At 73.5% G+C, this 16487-nt stretch carries 16 protein-coding genes; 13 read left to right on the top strand and 3 right to left on the bottom strand.

Annotated elements, in window-relative coordinates; translation table 11 throughout:
- Nucleotides 1-20 precede the first annotated feature (20 nt).
- Genes ACZ45E_RS02325 through ACZ45E_RS02300 form a run of 6 tightly spaced genes read left to right on the top strand, consistent with a single transcriptional unit; the run spans nucleotide 21 to nucleotide 5415 of the window.
- Entirely contained in the window at nucleotides 21-1058 is a 1038-nt protein-coding gene (locus ACZ45E_RS02325) for an ABC transporter permease (RefSeq protein WP_468215432.1), read from the top strand.
- 59 nt (nucleotides 1059-1117) lie between these two features.
- Nucleotides 1118-2473: an L-fuconate dehydratase gene (locus ACZ45E_RS02320; protein WP_468215431.1), complete on the top strand. Its 1356-nt coding sequence runs from the start codon at nucleotides 1118-1120 to the stop codon at nucleotides 2471-2473.
- Nucleotides 2470-3237, top strand: coding sequence for an SDR family NAD(P)-dependent oxidoreductase (locus tag ACZ45E_RS02315; protein WP_468215430.1), 768 nt, complete (start codon nucleotides 2470-2472; stop codon nucleotides 3235-3237). The genes ACZ45E_RS02320 and ACZ45E_RS02315 overlap by 4 nt, the downstream gene beginning before the upstream one ends.
- Nucleotides 3238-3242: 5 nt before the next feature.
- A complete protein-coding gene (locus ACZ45E_RS02310; protein ID WP_468215428.1) occupies nucleotides 3243-4238 on the top strand; it encodes an aldo/keto reductase in 996 nt (331 codons plus the stop codon).
- The gene (locus tag ACZ45E_RS02305) at nucleotides 4235-4549 is read left to right on the top strand and encodes an L-rhamnose mutarotase (protein ID WP_468215426.1); all 315 of its coding nucleotides are present in this window, start codon (nucleotides 4235-4237) and stop codon (nucleotides 4547-4549) included. The genes ACZ45E_RS02310 and ACZ45E_RS02305 overlap by 4 nt, the downstream gene beginning before the upstream one ends.
- Complete coding sequence (locus ACZ45E_RS02300; RefSeq protein ID WP_468215424.1) at nucleotides 4546-5415, top strand: amidohydrolase family protein; 870 nt, start codon at nucleotides 4546-4548, stop codon at nucleotides 5413-5415. The genes ACZ45E_RS02305 and ACZ45E_RS02300 overlap by 4 nt, the downstream gene beginning before the upstream one ends.
- Here the strand turns inward: ACZ45E_RS02300 and ACZ45E_RS02295 are convergent.
- Nucleotides 5376-6782: a lipase maturation factor family protein gene (locus tag ACZ45E_RS02295; protein WP_468215422.1), complete on the bottom strand. Its 1407-nt coding sequence runs from the start codon at nucleotides 6780-6782 to the stop codon at nucleotides 5376-5378. The two genes, ACZ45E_RS02300 and ACZ45E_RS02295, sit on opposite strands and share 40 nt — an antisense overlap.
- Nucleotides 6783-6890: 108 nt before the next feature.
- Between ACZ45E_RS02295 and ACZ45E_RS02290 the strand changes: the two genes are divergently transcribed.
- Nucleotides 6891-8999, top strand: coding sequence for a SpoIIE family protein phosphatase (locus ACZ45E_RS02290; protein ID WP_468215420.1), 2109 nt, complete (start codon nucleotides 6891-6893; stop codon nucleotides 8997-8999).
- 1 nt (nucleotide 9000) lies between these two features.
- Here the strand turns inward: ACZ45E_RS02290 and ACZ45E_RS02285 are convergent, their stop codons facing one another.
- Nucleotides 9001-9213 (bottom strand): hypothetical protein, encoded by a 213-nt coding sequence (locus tag ACZ45E_RS02285; protein ID WP_468215418.1) that lies wholly within the window; start codon nucleotides 9211-9213, stop codon nucleotides 9001-9003.
- Between the two features lie 303 nt (nucleotides 9214-9516).
- Between ACZ45E_RS02285 and ACZ45E_RS02280 the strand changes: the two genes are divergently transcribed.
- Both ACZ45E_RS02280 and ACZ45E_RS02275 read left to right on the top strand, forming a co-directional pair.
- On the top strand, nucleotides 9517-10428 hold the full coding sequence (locus ACZ45E_RS02280; RefSeq protein WP_468215415.1) for a DUF2382 domain-containing protein: 912 nt from the start codon (nucleotides 9517-9519) through the stop codon (nucleotides 10426-10428).
- A 141-nt stretch (nucleotides 10429-10569) separates the two neighbouring features.
- A complete protein-coding gene (locus tag ACZ45E_RS02275) occupies nucleotides 10570-11430 on the top strand; it encodes an Fpg/Nei family DNA glycosylase (RefSeq protein WP_468215413.1) in 861 nt (286 codons plus the stop codon).
- Nucleotides 11431-11763: 333 nt separating this feature from the next.
- On the opposite strand, the gene ACZ45E_RS02270 is transcribed toward ACZ45E_RS02275, so the two are convergent.
- Nucleotides 11764-12420: a hypothetical protein gene (locus ACZ45E_RS02270; protein ID WP_468215411.1), complete on the bottom strand. Its 657-nt coding sequence runs from the start codon at nucleotides 12418-12420 to the stop codon at nucleotides 11764-11766.
- Between the two features lie 78 nt (nucleotides 12421-12498).
- On the opposite strand from ACZ45E_RS02270, the gene ACZ45E_RS02265 reads away from it, so the two are divergent.
- The 4 genes from ACZ45E_RS02265 to ACZ45E_RS02250 all read left to right on the top strand — a co-directional run bounded on the left by ACZ45E_RS02265 (nucleotide 12499) and on the right by ACZ45E_RS02250 (nucleotide 16468).
- Nucleotides 12499-13248, top strand: a complete 750-nt coding sequence (locus tag ACZ45E_RS02265; RefSeq protein ID WP_468215409.1) for a LytR/AlgR family response regulator transcription factor — start codon at nucleotides 12499-12501, stop codon at nucleotides 13246-13248.
- A gap of 111 nt (nucleotides 13249-13359) precedes the next feature.
- Nucleotides 13360-13695, top strand: a complete 336-nt coding sequence (locus ACZ45E_RS02260) for a hypothetical protein (RefSeq protein ID WP_468216018.1) — start codon at nucleotides 13360-13362, stop codon at nucleotides 13693-13695.
- Nucleotides 13692-15278, top strand: a complete 1587-nt coding sequence (locus ACZ45E_RS02255) for a sodium/solute symporter (protein WP_468215407.1) — start codon at nucleotides 13692-13694, stop codon at nucleotides 15276-15278. Before ACZ45E_RS02260 ends, ACZ45E_RS02255 begins: the two co-directional genes overlap by 4 nt.
- Nucleotides 15275-16468: a sensor histidine kinase gene (locus ACZ45E_RS02250; protein WP_468215406.1), complete on the top strand. Its 1194-nt coding sequence runs from the start codon at nucleotides 15275-15277 to the stop codon at nucleotides 16466-16468. Before ACZ45E_RS02255 ends, ACZ45E_RS02250 begins: the two co-directional genes overlap by 4 nt.
- Nucleotides 16469-16487: the final 19 nt, after the last annotated feature.

The following is a 16487-nucleotide window of genomic DNA, read 5'->3' as shown; positions in this document are numbered from 1 at the left end:
GCCGAAAGAAGGAGCCCACCATGGCTGACACCCGGGCCCCGTCGGCCCCGGCCACCAAGACGCCCGCACGCCCCGCGGGGGCCGGCGCCGCGAAGAGTGTCCTGCTGCGCCGCGCTCGTGAACTCGCCCTCGTACCCGCCCTGTTGCTGCTCCTCGTGCTCGGCGCGGTCGTCAACGACTCCTTCTTCACCGAGCGCAACCTGATCTCCATCCTCGGCGCGTCCGCCGCCCTCGCGATGGTCGTGCTGGCCGAGTCCCTCGTCCTGATCACCGGCAAGTTCGACCTGTCCCTCGAATCGGTCGTCGGCATCGCCCCGGCCGTGGGAGCCCTGCTGGTGCTGCCCGTCGCCCAGTCGGGCTGGGGCACCGAGTTCCCGGCCGTGCTCGCGATCCTCGCGATCCTCGTGGTCGGCGGCCTCATCGGTGCCTTCAACGGGGTCCTCGTCGTCAAGTTCAAGCTCAACGCCTTCATCGTCACGCTGGCGATGCTCATCGTGCTGCGCGGCCTGCTCGTCGGCGCCACCAAGGGCAAGACCCTGTTCGGCATGCCCGACTCGTTCTTCTCCCTGGCCACGACCACGTTCCTGCGCATCCCCATGTCGGTGTGGCTCGCCGCCGTCGCGTTCGGTGTCGCCGGACTGATCCTCAAGTACCACCGCGTGGGCCGCGCCCTGTACGCGATCGGCGGCAACGCCGACGCCGCCCGCGCCGCGGGCATCCGCGTCGAGCGCGTCATGCTCGGCGTGTTCGTCGTGGCGGGCGTCCTCGCCTCCGTCGGCGGCATCATGCAGACCGGTTACGTCGGCGCCATCAGCGCCAACCAGGGCAACAACATGATCTTCACGGTGTTCGCCGCGGCCGTCATCGGCGGCATCAGCCTCGACGGCGGCAAGGGCACCATGTTCGGCGCGCTGACCGGTGTGCTGCTGCTCGGCGTCGTACAGAACCTGCTCACCCTCGCCCAGGTGCCGTCCTTCTGGATCCAGGCCATCTACGGCGGAATCATCCTCCTCGCCCTGATGATCGCCCGCGTCACCACCGGCCGCGCCCAGGACTGATCCCCGCCGGACGCCACCACCCCGGCCGCCGAGGCGGCCCCCTGCCCGAAAGGCATCCCGTGCCCGCAACCAGCCCGCGCGTCACCGCGGTCGACACCTATGACATCCGGTTCCCGACCTCACGCGAACTGGACGGCTCCGACGCCATGAACCCCGACCCCGACTACTCGGCCGCGTACGTCGTGCTGCGCACGGACGCCGCCGACGGACACGAGGGGCACGGCTTCACGTTCACCATCGGCCGCGGCAACGACGTACAGGTCGCCGCGATCAGGTCACTGCGCCACCACGTCGTCGGCCGGCCCCTCGACGAGCTGTGCGCCGACCCGGGCAGCCTCAACCGCGACCTGATCGGCGACAGCCAACTCCGGTGGCTGGGGCCCGAGAAGGGCGTGATGCACATGGCGATCGGCGCCGTCGTCAACGCGGCCTGGGACCTCGCCGCCAAGCGGGCCGCGAAACCGCTGTGGCGACTGCTCGCCGACGCGGAACCCGAGTGGCTCGTACGGCAGATCGACTTCCGGTACATCGCGGACGCGCTCAGCCCCGAGGAGGCCCTGGAGCTCCTGCGGTCCGGGCGCGAGGGCGCGGCGGAGCGCACCGCCCGCCTCACGGAGCGCGGCTACCCGGGCTACACCACCTCGCCCGGCTGGCTCGGCTACTCCGACGAGAAGCTCACCCGCCTCGCCCGGCAGGCCGTCGCCGACGGCTTCACCCAGATCAAGCTGAAGGTCGGCGCGGACCTGGCCGACGACATCCGCCGCTGCCGCACCGCCCGCGAGGTGATCGGGCCCGGCATCCGCATGGCCATCGACGCCAACCAGCGCTGGAACGTCGACGAGGCGATCCGGTGGACCCGCGCACTCGCCGAGTTCGACCCGTACTGGGTCGAGGAACCCACCAGCCCCGACGACATCCTCGGCCACGCCGCGATCCGCCGGGCGGTCGGGCCCGTCAAGGTCGCCACCGGCGAGCACGTGCAGAACCGCATCGTCTTCAAACAGCTCCTCCAGGCCGGCGCCATCGACATCCTGCAGATCGACGCGGCCCGCGTCGGCGGCGTCAACGAGAACCTCGCGATCCTGCTGCTCGCCGCCAAGTTCGGGGTCCCCGTCTGCCCGCACGCGGGCGGCGTCGGCCTCTGCGAACTCGTCCAGCACCTGTCGATGTTCGACTACGTCGCGCTCACCGGCACCACCGACGACCGCGTCATCGAGTACGTCGACCATCTGCACGACCACTTCCTCGACCCCGTGGTCCTGCGCGAGGGTCACTACACGGCCCCGACCGCGCCCGGCTTCTCCGCCACCATGCGGCCGGAGTCGATCGCCGAGTTCACCTACCCCGACGGGGAGTTCTGGGCGAAGGACCTGGCCGCGCACGAAGCACCCCACACGAACGGAGCCGCAGCATGACCGACAGCCTCCAGGACTTCGCCGGGCTCAAGGCCCTCGTCACCGGCGGCGCCTCCGGCATCGGCCGCGCCACCGCCGACCTGCTCGTCGCGCGCGGCGCCGACGTCGCCGTCCTCGACCGCGACATCACCCCCCTGGAGAAACCGCTGCGGGGATACGCCGCCGACGTCACCGACGACGAGACCGTGCGGGCCGCCGTGGCCGCCGCCGTCGCCGACCTCGGCGGACTCGACATCGTGGTCAACAACGCGGGCATCGGCGCCCAGGGCACCGTCGCCGACAACGACGACGCCGAATGGCACCGCGTCCTCGACGTCAACGTCATCGGCATGGTCCGAGTCACCCGCGCCGCCCTGCCCGCCCTGCGCGACTCCGGCCACGCGGCGATCGTCAACACCTGCTCCGTCGCGGCCACCGCCGGACTCCCACAGCGCGTCCTGTACTCCGCGTCCAAGGGCGCCGTGTACTCCCTCACCCTCGCCATGGCCGCCGACCACATCCGCGAAGGCATCCGCGTCAACTGCGTCAACCCCGGCACCGCGGACACCCCATGGGTCGGCCGGCTCCTCGACAAGGCCGACGACCCGGCCACCGAGCGTGCCGCCCTCGAAGCCCGCCAGCCCACCGGACGGCTCGTCTCCGCCGGGGAGGTCGCGGGCGCCGTGGCCTACCTGGCGAGCCCGCTCTCCGGCGCGACCACCGGCGCCGCCCTCGCCGTCGACGGCGGCATGCAGGGCCTGCGCCTGCGGCCCGCGGGCCAGTGACGCCGATGCGCACCCGCACCCTGGGCCGGGGCCCCGTCCCGGTCACCGAGCTCGGCTTCGGCGCCGCGGGCATCGGCAACCTGTACACGCCGGTCCGCGACGACGAGGCGTACGCCGCGCTCGACGCCGCCTGGGACGCCGGGATCCGGTACTTCGACACCGCGCCGCACTACGGCCTCGGGCTGTCCGAGCGGCGCCTCGGCGCGTATCTGCGCACCCGGCCCACGACCTCGTACACCCTCTCGACGAAGGTCGGCCGGCTCCTGGAGCCGTACGACGGCGGGGGAGACGACCGCGAGAACGGTTTCGCGGTGCCCGCCTCGCACCGCCGCGTCCGGAACTTCAGCGCGGACGGGGTGCGCCGCTCCCTCGAGGAGAGTCTCGGCCGGCTCGGCGTCGACAAGATCGACGTCGTCTACCTCCACGACCCCGACGACCACGGGAAGCAGGCATTCCGCGAGGCGTACCCGGAGCTGGAGCGGCTGCGCGGCGAAGGGCTCGTGGACGCCATCGGCGCGGGCATGAACCAGGCGGCGATGCTGACCCGGTTCGTCCGCGACACGGATGTCGACGTCGTCCTGTGCGCAGGCCGCTACAGCCTGCTCGACCAGAGGGCCCTGGCCGCCCTGCTGCCCACCGCAGCCGCACGCGGTGTCTCCGTCGTCGTCGGCGGCGTCTTCAACTCCGGTCTCCTCGCCGACCCCAGGCAGGGCGGCACCTTCGACTACGCCGCGGCCGCACCGGCGGTCGTGGAGCGCGCGCTGGAGTTCCAGAAGCTCGCACAGCGCCACGGCACCACCCTGCGCGCCGCCGCGCTCGCCTTCCCCTTCGGGCACCCGGCCGTCACCGGCATCCTCGTCGGCACCCGCTCCACGGCCGAAGTCCTCGACACCGCCGAGCAGTTCGCCTCCCCCGTACCCGCGGAGTTCTGGGCCGAGGCCCGCGCCCGGAACCTGCTCGCCACCGACGTCCCCACCCCCGGGCAGAAGGAGAGCGCGTGAGAGTCGCCCTGCACACCAAGGTCCGCGCCGACCGCGTCGAGGAGTACGAGGCGGCCCACCGCGAGGTCCCCGCCGAACTGGTCGCCGCCATCCGCGCGGCCGGGGTGACACAGTGGACGATCTGGCGCAGCGGCACCGACCTGTTCCACCTCCTGGAGTGCGCGGACTACACCCGGATGCTCGCCGAGCTGGAACGGCTCCCGGTCAACATCGCCTGGCAGGCCCGCATGGACGAGCTGCTCGACGTCGCCCACGACTACTCGGCCGACGGCGCCGCGGCGGGCCTGCCCACGGTGTGGGAGCTGCCGTGAAGGACACCGAGGGGATCATCGACGCCCACCACCATGTCTGGGACCTGTCCGTCCGCGACCAGGACTGGATCAGGGGGCCTGAACTCGCGCCCATCCGCCGCGACTTCACCCTTGCCGACCTCGCTCCGGACGCGCGGGCGGCGGGCGTCGGGGCCACCGTGCTCGTGCAGACCGTCACCGTCGCGGAGGAGACGCCCGAACTCCTCGCCATCGCCGGGCGCGGCGACCTCGTCGCGGCCGTCATCGGCTGGACCGACCTGACCCGCCCCGGCGTGGCCGAGACCCTCGACGAGCTGCGCCGACTCCCGGGCGGCCACCACCTCGTCGGCATTCGGCACCAGGTGCAGGGGGAGCCGGACCCCGGGTGGCTGCTCCGCCCCGACGTGGGCCGGGGCCTGACCGCGCTCGCCGACGCCGGGCTCGTCCACGACCTCGTCGTGCTCCCGCACCAGCTGCCCGCCTGTATCGAAGCGGCCGCGGCCCACCCCGGACTCACCTTCGTCCTCGACCACGCGGGCAAGCCGCCGATCGCGTCCGGCGCCCTGGAGCCGTGGCGCTCCCGGCTGCGGGCGTTCGCGGAGCTGCCCAACACGGTCTGCAAACTCTCCGGCCTGGTCACCGAGGCGGACCCGGCGACCTGGACCGTCGATACGCTGCGGCCCTACGCGGACACGGTCCTGGACGCCTTCGGCCCCGGGCGCGTGATGTTCGGCTCCGACTGGCCGGTCTGCACACTCGCGGCGACCTACGGTCATGTCATCGACATCGCGCGGCAGTTGGTGGGCGGGGCCGACGAGGACGTCTTCGCGGGGACCGCCCGCCGCGTCTACCTCAGCCGGGTCGGCGCGCGGAACTCCCGGACATAGGTCCGCTCCCACCACGCCCCCGTCGCACGCAGCTCGCGCCACGTGGTGTACCGGTAACGGTACACGCGGGCCCGGATGTGGGCCGGCGGCGCGTCGGGGAAGGGGCAGTGGCGCAGCAGGCGCAGCGTGTCCCGGTCGCCTTCCAGGAGCCGCTCGACGAGCCCGTCGAACCAGGGGCGGGCGTACGCGGGCGACAGCGCGGCGAACCACATCATCCAGTCGAGCCGCAGATGGTACGGCGCGAACTGACGCGGCAGGCGGCGCGGATCGCCTGGCTTCCCCCTGAACTCGTAGGCCCGCCAGTCGGATTCGGGCCGGGGTGTCGTGTCCGCCGTGCCTTCGAGCACGATCTCCTGGCGGACCCGGCCGACCGTGCCGAAGGCCCCGTACGTGTTGACGAGGTGCAGCGGGTCGTACGACCGGTTCATGGACTGGCGGCGGGAGAGCAGGTTGCGCACCGGCCGCACGCTCAACCCCGCCACCAGCGCGGTCAGGGCGAGGACGACGATCTCGTACCAGAGCGGGGCCCCGGGCAGGTCGCGCCGCGTGTGCAGCGGGCTCAGGTCGAGGGCGGACGCGGCGAGGACGACGGCCAGCCAGTTCAGCCACGCGAAGTTGCCCGACAGGATCAGCCACAGCTGGGTGGCGATCAGCAGCGCCGCCGCGACCGTGGCGACCGGCTGCGGCGTGAAGAGGAGGAAGGGCACGACCAGCTGCGTCACATGGTTGGCCGCCGCCTCCACCCGGTGCACGGGCCGCGGCAGGTGATGGAAGAACCAGCTCAGCGGGCCGGGCATCGGCTGGGTCTCGTGGTGGAAGTACAGACACGTCAGCTTCCGCCAGCACGCGTCGCCGCGCAGCTTGATCAGGCCCGCGCCGAACTCCAGGCGACAGAGCACCCACCGCAGCAGGAACAGGACGAGGACCGGCGGCGCGACCTCGTCGTTGCCGAGGAACACCGCGAGGAAGCCGACCTCCAGGAGCAGCGACTCCCAGCCGAAGCCGTACCAGAGCTGGCCCACGTTCACGATCGACAGGTACAGCACCCACGGCGCCAGCCACAGCAGCATCGCACCCCACAGCGGCAGCAACCCGTCCGCGCCCGCGAGCAGCGCCGCCGCGAGCACGGCCCCGGCCCACGCGCACCCCGCGAAGAACCGGTCCGAGTAGTGCAGCCGGAACAGCGTCGGCGCCCGCCGCCACGGCACCCGCGCCAGGAACCGCGGCACCGGAAGCATGCCGCGCGCACCGATCAGGGCCCGGAACTGGAGCGCGGCCCCGACGAACGCGGCGAGGTACAGCGCGGCCAGACCGCGCTGGAACACCAGGCGGCTCAGCCAGTAGTCGCCCGCGCCGAACCAGGTCACGCACCCAGTGTGCGACAGCGCGGCCCGCCAGGTCACTCGTGGCCCGCCGCCGCACACCGGGCGCCGGTCCGCGTGCGGCCCCCTGGAGGTGCGCCTAGCGTGGGCCGCATGGACGCGGGCAGCGGGGGCGGCGAGGAACCCGGCGATCCCCCGGGCGGGGAGAGCCCGGACGACTCCCCGCGCGGATTTCTGGAGGCGTACGGGCGCGGGCTGCGCATGGGCGGCTTCGAATGGGACCTCGACTCCGGCCTGATGCACATGGATGCCAATGCCCACGAGCTGTTCGACATCAGGCCCGAGGAGTACGACGGCCGCCCCGAGACGCTCTCCCTGCGCGTCCCGCCCGGCGAGGGCAGCCGCCTCGACGCCCTCGTCTCCCAGGCGCTCAAGGGCGGCGAGGAGAACTACGGCGCCTACTTCCGCATCCGCACCCGCGACGGCGATCTGCGCTGGACCCACACGCGCGGTTACATCCGCCGCGACGAGGCCGGCCGCCCGCGCCGCATCGTCGGCATCGTGCGCGACGCCACCGACGAGCTCAACGACGCCACCGTGCAGCACGAGCGCGCGGCCCGCGAGGCCATCCGGCGCCGCGAGACCAGCGTCGTACAGAACACCACCGCCGCCCTCGCGCACGCCCGCACCGTCGCCGAGGTCATCGACGTACTGCGCGAGACGCACGGGGTGGAGCACCTCGGCGCGACCAGTTTCGTCATGGGCCTGCTCCGCGCCGGCCGCATCCACCTGGTCGCCGAGGGCCCCTCCGGCAGCTTCGTGCCCGGCACCCACATCACCCGCGTCGACGACCCGTACCCGATGGGCGAGGTCGTGAGCACCCTCAAACCCCGCTTCATCGAGACGCCCGAGGACTTCGCCGCGTCCTACCCGCTCCTGTGGCCGCACATCACCCACCTGGGCATCCGCTCGGCCGCCTACCTGCCGCTCATCGCGCAGGCCCGGCCCATCGGCGCCGTCGGCCTGCTCTACCACGACCGCAAGGGCTTCACCCAGTCCGAACGCAACGTGCTCGTGGCCCTCGGCAGCAGCATCGCGCAGAGCCTGCAACGCGCCATGTTCTACGAGCAGGAGAAGGACCTCGCCCAGGGCCTTCAGCAGGCCATGCTGCCGCGCACCATCCCGGCCGTGCCGGGCGCCGACATCGCCGTCCGCTACCGCTCGGCCTCCGTGGGGCGCGACATCGGCGGCGACTGGTACGACGTGATCCCGCTGCCCGGGGGCCGGGTGGGCGCCGTCATCGGCGACGTCCAGGGCCATGACACGCACGCCGCCGCCGTCATGGGCCAGCTGCGGATCGTGCTGCGCGCGTACGCCGCCGAGGGGCACACCCCCGCGACCGTCATGGCCCGTGCCTCCGTCTTCCTCGACGAACTCGACACCCAGCGCTTCGCGACCTGCCTGTACGCGGAGGCGGACCTGTCCACCGGCGTCATGCAGATCGTCCGCGCAGGACACCTCGACCCGATGCTGCGCCTGACCGACGGCAGCTGTCGCCGGCTGCCCGTCGAGGGAGGGCTGCCGCTCGGCCTGTCCGCCGAGTTCGGCCGGCTCGAATACCCGGTGACGACCGCCGAACTCGACCCGGGGCAGACCCTGTTGCTCTGCACGGACGGCCTGGTCGAGCAGCCGGGCGCCGACCTCGACGACGGCCTGCGCGCCCTGACCGCGCTGATCGGGGCGGGCCCCGCCGACGTGGACCAGCTCGCCGACCGGCTGTGCGAGTCGGTGGGCGAGCGCGACGGGGAGGACGACGTGGCGCTGCTGCTCCTGCGCCGCAGGGACGCGGGCGCCTCCCGGGGCGGTGGGCGGCTGACCGAGCACGTGCCGCCCGGCGACCCGGAGGCGCTGCGTGCCGCCCGGCACATGATCCGCGCCGCCGTCCGGGCCTGGGGCGCGGGCGAGAGCGCCGACGAGATCGAACTCGTCGCCGACGAACTCGTCACCAACGCCCTGATGCACACCGAGGGCCCGGCCGTCGTCACCCTGCGGATGCTGACCGGCGGAGCCGACCGCAGGCTCAGGGTCGACGTGGAGGACACCTCCAGCGCCCTCCCGCGCCGCCGGGAGGCCGGTGAGGCGGGCGTCTCGGGGCGCGGTCTGCTCCTCGTCGACCGGCTCGCCGACGTCTGGGGCGTGGAGGCGCGCGGCGGCGGCAAGTGCGTGTGGTGCGAGTTCGTCGTCCCCGCGCACCGCCGCTGACTCAGCCGGGCGCGAGCGGCCACGCGCGCAGCGGCCACTCCCGGCCGTCGTCCCACTCGGTGAGGAGCAGGCGCACGCGGTCGTCCGCCTCGTGCTCCTTGCGCATGCCGTCGAACTTGCGGTCGGCGGTGTCGGCGTCGTCCCACCACCCGTCCATGACGCGGGCGCCGTCGATGGTGAGGCTGAGGTGGTATCTGCCGGGCTGGTCGCTCACGTGCACAAGGATCGCGCGACGACCGGGACGGCGCCCGGGCAGGGGGGCCGGCGCGGGGAACGGACGAGTGGACGAGTGGCAGACGGCAACCATTCACCCGTATGGCCCATGTCGTGAGATTGCCCCGCCGAGAGCCACACCGCCTCTGCCGCACCACCTGTGGCGGTCTCGGCAGGCGATCCGACTACACGCAGTGAAGCTCCTTGTTGCACGGATCACAGCCAGGCCGCGCCATGGGTACGAGGCACATGGTCGAAGCGGCGACCTCCGTTCGCCCCCATGTTCCGGAGGGAGTGATCACGCATGACGCAGGGCGAAACCTTCAACACCCCCGATGCCCTCGTGGGACTCACGGCGTACGACCGCACGGGAGAGAAGATCGGCAGCGTTGAGCGGGTCTATCTCGACGACGCGACGGGCCGTGCCGACTGGGTGACCGTGAAGACGGGCCTCTTCGGCATGAAGGAGAGCTTCGTGCCGCTGGCGGGCGCCAGCCGCGGCGGCGACGACACGCTGAAGGTGGCGTACACCAAGGAGGCGGTCAAGGAGGCGCCCCGCGTCGATGCCGACCAGCACCTGGACCAGTCGGAGAAGCAGGAGCTCTACGCGCACTACGGCCTCTCCGGGCCGTCGGCGACCCCGACCGGGGACGCCGGGCGCACGGGCACCCGCGGCAACGCGGCCGCCGCCGGCACGGCCGCGGGCGCCGGCGCGGGCATGGGCGGTGAGACCCAGCACGGCCGCCACGCCGCCGCTGCCGGGGCCCGGGAACCCGCGATGCGCTCCGGGGCCGGAACCGACGGCAAGGACGAGATGATCCGCTCCGAGGAGCGCCTGCGCGTCGGCACGGAGGAGCAGGAGGTCGGCCGGGCCCACCTGCGCAAGGTGGTCGAGACGGAGAACGTCTCCACCTCCGTCCCCGTGTCGCACGAGGAGGTTCGCGTCGTACGTGAGCCGATCCGCGACGGCGACGTCAGGGGCGCCGACATCGGCGAGGCGGAGACCGAGGTGACGCTGCACGCGGAGCGCGCGGTCGTCAGCAAGGAGACCGTCCCGGTCGAGCGGGTCCGCCTGGAGACCGAGAAGGTCACCGAGACCGACGAGGTCTCCGGCACGGTCCGCAAGGAGAAGATCGAGTACGACACCCCCGAGGCCGACCGCAAGGGCATGCCCCGCGACGGCAAGTCGGGCCCGGGGCACGGGCCGCGCCACTAGCGCTCGCTCCCGGTGAATTCGGCGGGCCCGGCTGCACAGCCGGGCCCGCCGGCCTGTGCCGTACGCGCCCGGTACTCGCCCTGTACTCGCCCCGGACCGTCCGGAGCGGCCCCGCCGGCCCTTCGGTGGCACCCTGGAACCATGCCGGAACTGCCCGAGGTCGAAGCGCTGAAGGACTTCCTCACCGCACATCTGGTGGGGCACGAGATCACCCGCGTCCTGCCGGTCGCCATCAGCGTCCTGAAGACGTACGACCCGCCGCTCACCGCGCTGGAGGGCCGCGCCGTGACGTCCGTGGCGCGGCACGGCAAGTTCCTCGACATCGACACCGGCGGCCCGCACCTCGTCACCCATCTGGCCCGCGCGGGCTGGCTGCACTGGAAGGACCGGCTCCCCGACGGCCCGCCGAAGCCCGGCAAGGGGCCCCTGGCGCTGCGCGTCGCCCTGGAGACCGGCGAGGGCTTCGACCTCACCGAGGCCGGCACGAAGAAGAAACTGGCCGTGTACGTCGTCCGGGACCCCGGTGACGTACCGGGCATCGCCCGCCTCGGGCCCGACCCGCTCGCCGCCGACTTCGACGAGGCGGCGTTCGCGAAGCTGCTCGACGGGGAGCGGCGCCAGATCAAGGGCGCGCTGCGCGACCAGTCGCTCATCGCGGGCGTGGGGAACGCCTACAGCGACGAGATCCTGCACGTCGCCCGCATGTCCCCGTTCAAGCTGACGGCTTCCCTGACCCCCGACGACATCCACACGCTCTACGAGGCGCTGCGCGGCACGCTCACCGACGCCGTGGAGCGCTCGCGCGGGGTCGCCGCCGGTCGGCTGAAGGCCGAGAAGAAGAGCGGCCTGCGCGTCCACGGGCGGACCGGGGAGCCCTGCCCGGTCTGCGGCGACACGGTGCGCGAGGTCAGCTTCAGCGACAGCTCGCTGCAGTACTGCCCCACCTGCCAGACGGGCGGCAAGCCGCTCGCGGACCGGCGGATGTCGCGCCTGCTGAAGTAGTGGTGCGGGACCGGCCGTCCGGGAAGCGGTCACCCGGGGCGGCAACCCGCCCTCGCTGAGCAGCGGTGAGGGTCGGCGGTCGCTGGTCGTGCGCGACGGCCGACGGTGCCGTCGCCCGTGCGCCGGGTCGGCAGTCGGATGTCGTGGGCCGAGCCGGTGGCGGCGTCGCCCGCGCCCTGGGTCGGTGGTCGCTGGTCGCTTGACCGGGGTGGTGGTGCCGTCGCCAGCGCCCCGGGTCGCCAGTCGGTGGTCGCTCGGCCGGGCCGACGGTGCCGTCGCCCGCGTCCCGGGTCGGCGGCTTCGCCCTCACGCGCCGGGGCCGGCGGCGGCCCGTCACTCGTGGACCGGCAGGGCCAGCAGCCGTTCGCCGTCCGCCGCCCGTACCTCGAACCGCCGGATCTCCCCGGGCCGGTCCGCCGCCCCGCCCTGTACCTCGATCCGGCCGCCCCGTACCGCCCAGCTCGCCACCGTCTGCTCGCCGCCGTCGCGGCCCACCGCGACCAGCTCGCACATCCGCGGCCCGCCCGGATCGCGGACGTCCAGGCCCACTTGGGTGCCCCACTCCCGCCCGTCCGCGGAGAGCGTCGCGGCCACCCCGGTCGCCGGGTCGCGGCCGCGCAGCGTGAGCTCCGCCGTCCCGTCGCCGCCGCCCCCGTCGAGCAGCACGGCGCCCTGCACGGCCGCGCCGGCCACCAGCACGCCCGCGGCAAGCGTGCCCAACAACCGTCGCCGCGCCGTGCGGTGCAACGCCGCCAGCCGGTCGACGGACCGCTCCACCAGGGTCGGCGCGGCCCGCACCATCACCTCGACACACGGCGGGGTGGCCCGCGCGTACAGACTCAACGCACCGGCTGCCGGGCCGAGTTCACCCAAGCGCGCCGCACACACCGCGCATTCCGGTAGATGGTCCTCGAAGCGGAAGCGATCCGCCGCGTCCAGGACCCCCAGCGCGTAGGCGCCGGCGTCGCCATGCCGTTCCAGGGACCTCATGCGTTCCTCCCGCTCTCGCCCACCGGTACGCACCCGGCGCCCGATCCACTCAAGGGCCCCCCGATTACACTCCGCCACATGCTGCGCGTACTGGCCGTCGACGACGAGGAACCCGCCCTCGCCGAACTCCTCTACCTCCTGCGCTCGGACCCGCGCGTGCGCAGCGCGGAGGGGGCCACCGACGCCAACGAGGCGCTCCGCCGCATCGGCCGCGCCCTGGCGGACGGCCCCGGCGGCGACGGCGCGATCGACGTGCTCTTCCTCGACGTGCGGATGGCGGGCCTGACCGGGCTCGACGTGGCGCGGCTGCTCGCCGGGTTCGCCCGTCCGCCCCTGGTCGTCTTCGTCACCGCCCACGAGGACTTCGCGGTCCAGGCGTTCGACCTGAAGGCCGTCGACTACCTGCTCAAGCCGGTCCGCCGTGAACGGCTCGCCGAAGCCGTCCGCCGCGTCGCCGAACGCGCGGCCAGCGCCCCGCCCCCGGCCACCGTCGCCGACCGCATCCCCGTCGAACTCGGCGGTGTCACCCGCCTCGTGGCCGTCTCCGACATCACCTACGCCGAGGCGCAGGGCGACTACGCCCGGCTGCACACGGCGGACGGCGCCAGCCATCTCGTCCGCATCCCGCTGACCACCCTGGAGGAGCGCTGGCAGCCGCTCGGCTTCGTCCGCGTCCACCGCAGCCACCTGGTCTCCCTGCACCGGATCGACGAACTCCGCCTGGACGGCGCCGGCATGACCCTCCGCGTCGGCCCCGCCGAGATAGCGGTGAGCCGACGGCACGCCGGCCGCGTACGGGAGCTGCTGATGCGCCGGGCCACCGGCTGACCGGCCCGCCCCTTCCTTCGACCGTCCGCGCCCGCCTACACTCCGCCCGTGCCCGAACACTTCCCCGGTTACCGAACGCGCCCGAACAGGGGAGAGCCGAGGCGCGAGGTCGTGACCGGCGAGCCGCGCACGATGCACCGCACACCCGGCCCGCGCACCCAGGGCGAGATCGACGAGCAGACGACGCTCGGCGCCGCCTACGTCCGCTCCCTCATGCGCAGCCAACTCCGCGCCGCGGCGGCCGCGTTCGCGGTCCTCGCCCTCCCCGTCGCCGTACTGCCGCTCTTCTTCGGGGCCCTGCGCAACCCGGCCGTCGAATGGCTCGTCCTCGGCGTCGGCTGCTACCCGTTCCTCACCCTCATCGCCTGGTGGTACGTGCGTCGCGCCGAGCGCAACGAACGCGACTTCGCCGAGCTGGTCCGCGGCCGCGACGGCCAAGCGCCGTGAACGAGGCGTACGCGATCCCCGCGGTGGCCGTCGTCGTGCTCGCCACCGTCCTCATCGGCGGGTTCGGCCTGCGCATCTCCCGCACGACCTCCGACTTCTACGTCGCCTCGCGCACGGTCGGCCCCCGCCTCAACGCGGCTGCGATCAGCGGCGAGTACCTCTCGGCCGCGTCCTTCCTCGGCATCGCGGGACTGCTCCTGGTCCACGGCCCCGACATGCTCTGGTACCCGGTCGGCTACACGGCGGGCTACCTCGTCCTGCTCGTCTTCGTCGCGGCGCCGCTGCGCCGCTCGGGCGCGTACACACTGCCCGACTTCGCCGAGGGCCGTCTGGAGTCCCGCCAGGTCCGCCGCGTGGTCAGCATGTTCGTCGTCGGCGCGGGCTGGCTCTACCTGGTGCCGCAACTCCAGGGCGCGGGGCTGACGTTGCAGATCCTGACCGGGGCGCCGCGCTGGTTCGGCGGCGCGCTGGTCGCCGCGGTGGTCGTGCTCGCGGTCGCGGCGGGCGGCATGCGCTCGATCACCTTCGTCCAGGCCTTCCAGTACTGGCTGAAGCTGACGGCTCTCCTCGTCCCGGCGTTCTTCCTGCTGCTGGCCTGGCGGGGCAGCGGCGGCCCGCCAGGCGACGCCCTCCCGGCCGACCTGCCCTCGACGAGCGTCGGCGCGGGCCGGCCACTGGCCACCAGCCGCGCCGACCACCCCCTCTACGCCACGTACGGGCTGATCGTCGCGACGTTCCTCGGCACGATGGGCCTGCCGCACGTCGTCGTCCGCTTCTACACCAGCCCGAACGGCCGCGCGGCCCGCCGGACGACGGTGGTGGTGCTTGTCCTGATCGGCGCGTTCTACCTGCTGCCACCGGTCTACGGCTGGCTGGGCCGCCTGTACGCCCCCGGACTCACCGCCACCCACGACGCCGACGCCACGGTCCTGCTGCTGCCCGGCCTGGTGGTGGACGGCGTGGCGGGTGATCTGCTCGGCGCCCTGGTGGCGGGCGGCGCCTTCGCCGCGTTCCTGTCGACGGCCTCCGGTCTGACGATGGCGGTGGCCGGGGTGGTCAGCCAGGACGTCCTCCCGGCGCGCGGCGTACGCCACTTCCGGCTGGCCGTCGTGCCGGCGATGGCGGTGCCCCTGGCCGGTGCGCTCCTCGTGGACAGCGTCCCGGTGGCCGACGCGGTCGGCATGGCCTTCGCCGTCTCCGCGTCCTCCTTCTGCCCGCTGCTCCTGCTGGGCATCTGGTGGCGCCGCCTCACCCCGCCCGGCGCCCTGGCCGGGCTCTTCCTGGGCGGCGGCTCGGCCTTCGTCGCGGTGACGTCGACGGTGGCCGGTGCGGCCACCGACGGCTGGCTGCACACGCTCCTCGCCTGGCCGGCGGTCTGGTCGGTGCCGGTCGGCTTCCTGGCCATGATCCTGGTCTCCCTCGCCACCCCGGACGCCATCCCCGCGCACACGACGGCGACGATGACCCGCCTGCACCTCCCCGAGGCCCTGTGGTCGGGCGCCCCGACGGGGCGCGGGCACCCTGCCGCGCCCCGTACCCGCCCCCGGCCGCCCCACCCCACGGCGACGGGCGACCCCGAGTGAGCGGCACCGTCACGGCGACCCTCCTCGCCCTCTTCCCCGTCCTCCTCGCGGCCGGTTTCCTCGTCGGCAGACGCACGGCGCACCCCGCGGGCCGCAGCGACGTGGGCACCCCGGTGGAGCGCGCCACCTTCGAGACCCTGCACACCGCCTCGCTGGCGGCCCCGGCGCTCCGTGCGGGCCTCACCGAGGACACGGCCCGCAAGTCCGCCCGCCGCCTGCGCACCCTCCTCGGCACGGACGCCCTGGCCGTGACCAACCGCTCGGCCCTCCTCGCCTGGGACGGCGCCGCCGGGCAGCAACACGCCGCGCACGTCATGGGCCAGGTCGTCCCCGTCCTGGCGGGGGGCCGCTCCGTCGCGTTCGACTGCGGCTGCCCCGACGCCGACTGCCCGCTGCGCTGGGCGGTGGCGGCGCCCGTGGTCGCCGACGGGCGCGTCCTCGGCGCGGTGGTCGCCTACGCGCCGCGGGAGTCGGCGGTCCTGGCGCGGGCCACGGACGAGGTGGCCCGCTGGGTCTCGGTCCAGCTCGAACTCGCCGAACTCGACCGCTCCCGCACCCGTCTCATCGAGGCCGAGATCAAGGCGCTGCGGGCCCAGATATCGCCCCACTTCATCTTCAACTCCCTCGCCGCGATCGCCTCGTTCGTCCGCACGGACCCCGAGCGGGCCCGCGAACTCCTCCTGGAATTCGCCGACTTCACCCGCTACTCGTTCCGCCGGCATGGCGAGTTCACCACCCTCGCCGAAGAACTCCACTCCATCGACCAGTACTTGGCGCTGGCCCGGGCCCGCTTCGGCGACCGCCTCTCCGTCACCCTGCAGATCGCGCCGGAGGTCCTTCCGGTGACGCTCCCGTTCCTGTGCCTCCAGCCGCTCGTGGAGAACGCGGTCAAGCACGGCCTGGAGGGCACGGTGACCCGCAGCCGCATCTCCATCGGGGCGACGGACGCGGGCGCCGAGGCCGAGGTGGTCATCGAGGACGACGGCGTGGGCATGGACCCCGCGGAGCTCCGCGCCGTCCTGCGCGGCGAGGGCGGCCCCTCGCACGGTATCGGCCTCTCGAACGTCGACGAACGCCTGCGGCAGGTCTTCGGCGACGCCTACGGCCTGGTGATCGAGACGGGGATCGGCGCGGGCACCAAGATCACCATTCGCATCCCGAAGTACCGGGCCGGCGTGTATGCACCCTGAACACCGGCCGGGACCGGGA

It is taken from the genome of Streptomyces sp. NPDC030991 (genome assembly GCF_055571235.1).
Note: the sequence above shows the minus strand (reverse complement) of the source record. Positions and strands in the feature narration are given on the sequence as shown.

Coding starts and splice junctions, on each gene's coding strand:
- ACZ45E_RS02265 (WP_468215409.1), top strand. CDS start 12,499: ATGCTGCGCGTACTGGCCGTCGACGACGAGGAACCCGCCCTCGCCGAA.
- ACZ45E_RS02270 (WP_468215411.1), bottom strand. CDS start 12,420: ATGAGGTCCCTGGAACGGCATGGCGACGCCGGCGCCTACGCGCTGGGG.
- ACZ45E_RS02315 (WP_468215430.1), top strand. CDS start 2,470: ATGACCGACAGCCTCCAGGACTTCGCCGGGCTCAAGGCCCTCGTCACC.
- ACZ45E_RS02280 (WP_468215415.1), top strand. CDS start 9,517: ATGACGCAGGGCGAAACCTTCAACACCCCCGATGCCCTCGTGGGACTC.
- ACZ45E_RS02325 (WP_468215432.1), top strand. CDS start 21: ATGGCTGACACCCGGGCCCCGTCGGCCCCGGCCACCAAGACGCCCGCA.
- ACZ45E_RS02290 (WP_468215420.1), top strand. CDS start 6,891: ATGGACGCGGGCAGCGGGGGCGGCGAGGAACCCGGCGATCCCCCGGGC.
- ACZ45E_RS02275 (WP_468215413.1), top strand. CDS start 10,570: ATGCCGGAACTGCCCGAGGTCGAAGCGCTGAAGGACTTCCTCACCGCA.
- ACZ45E_RS02310 (WP_468215428.1), top strand. CDS start 3,243: ATGCGCACCCGCACCCTGGGCCGGGGCCCCGTCCCGGTCACCGAGCTC.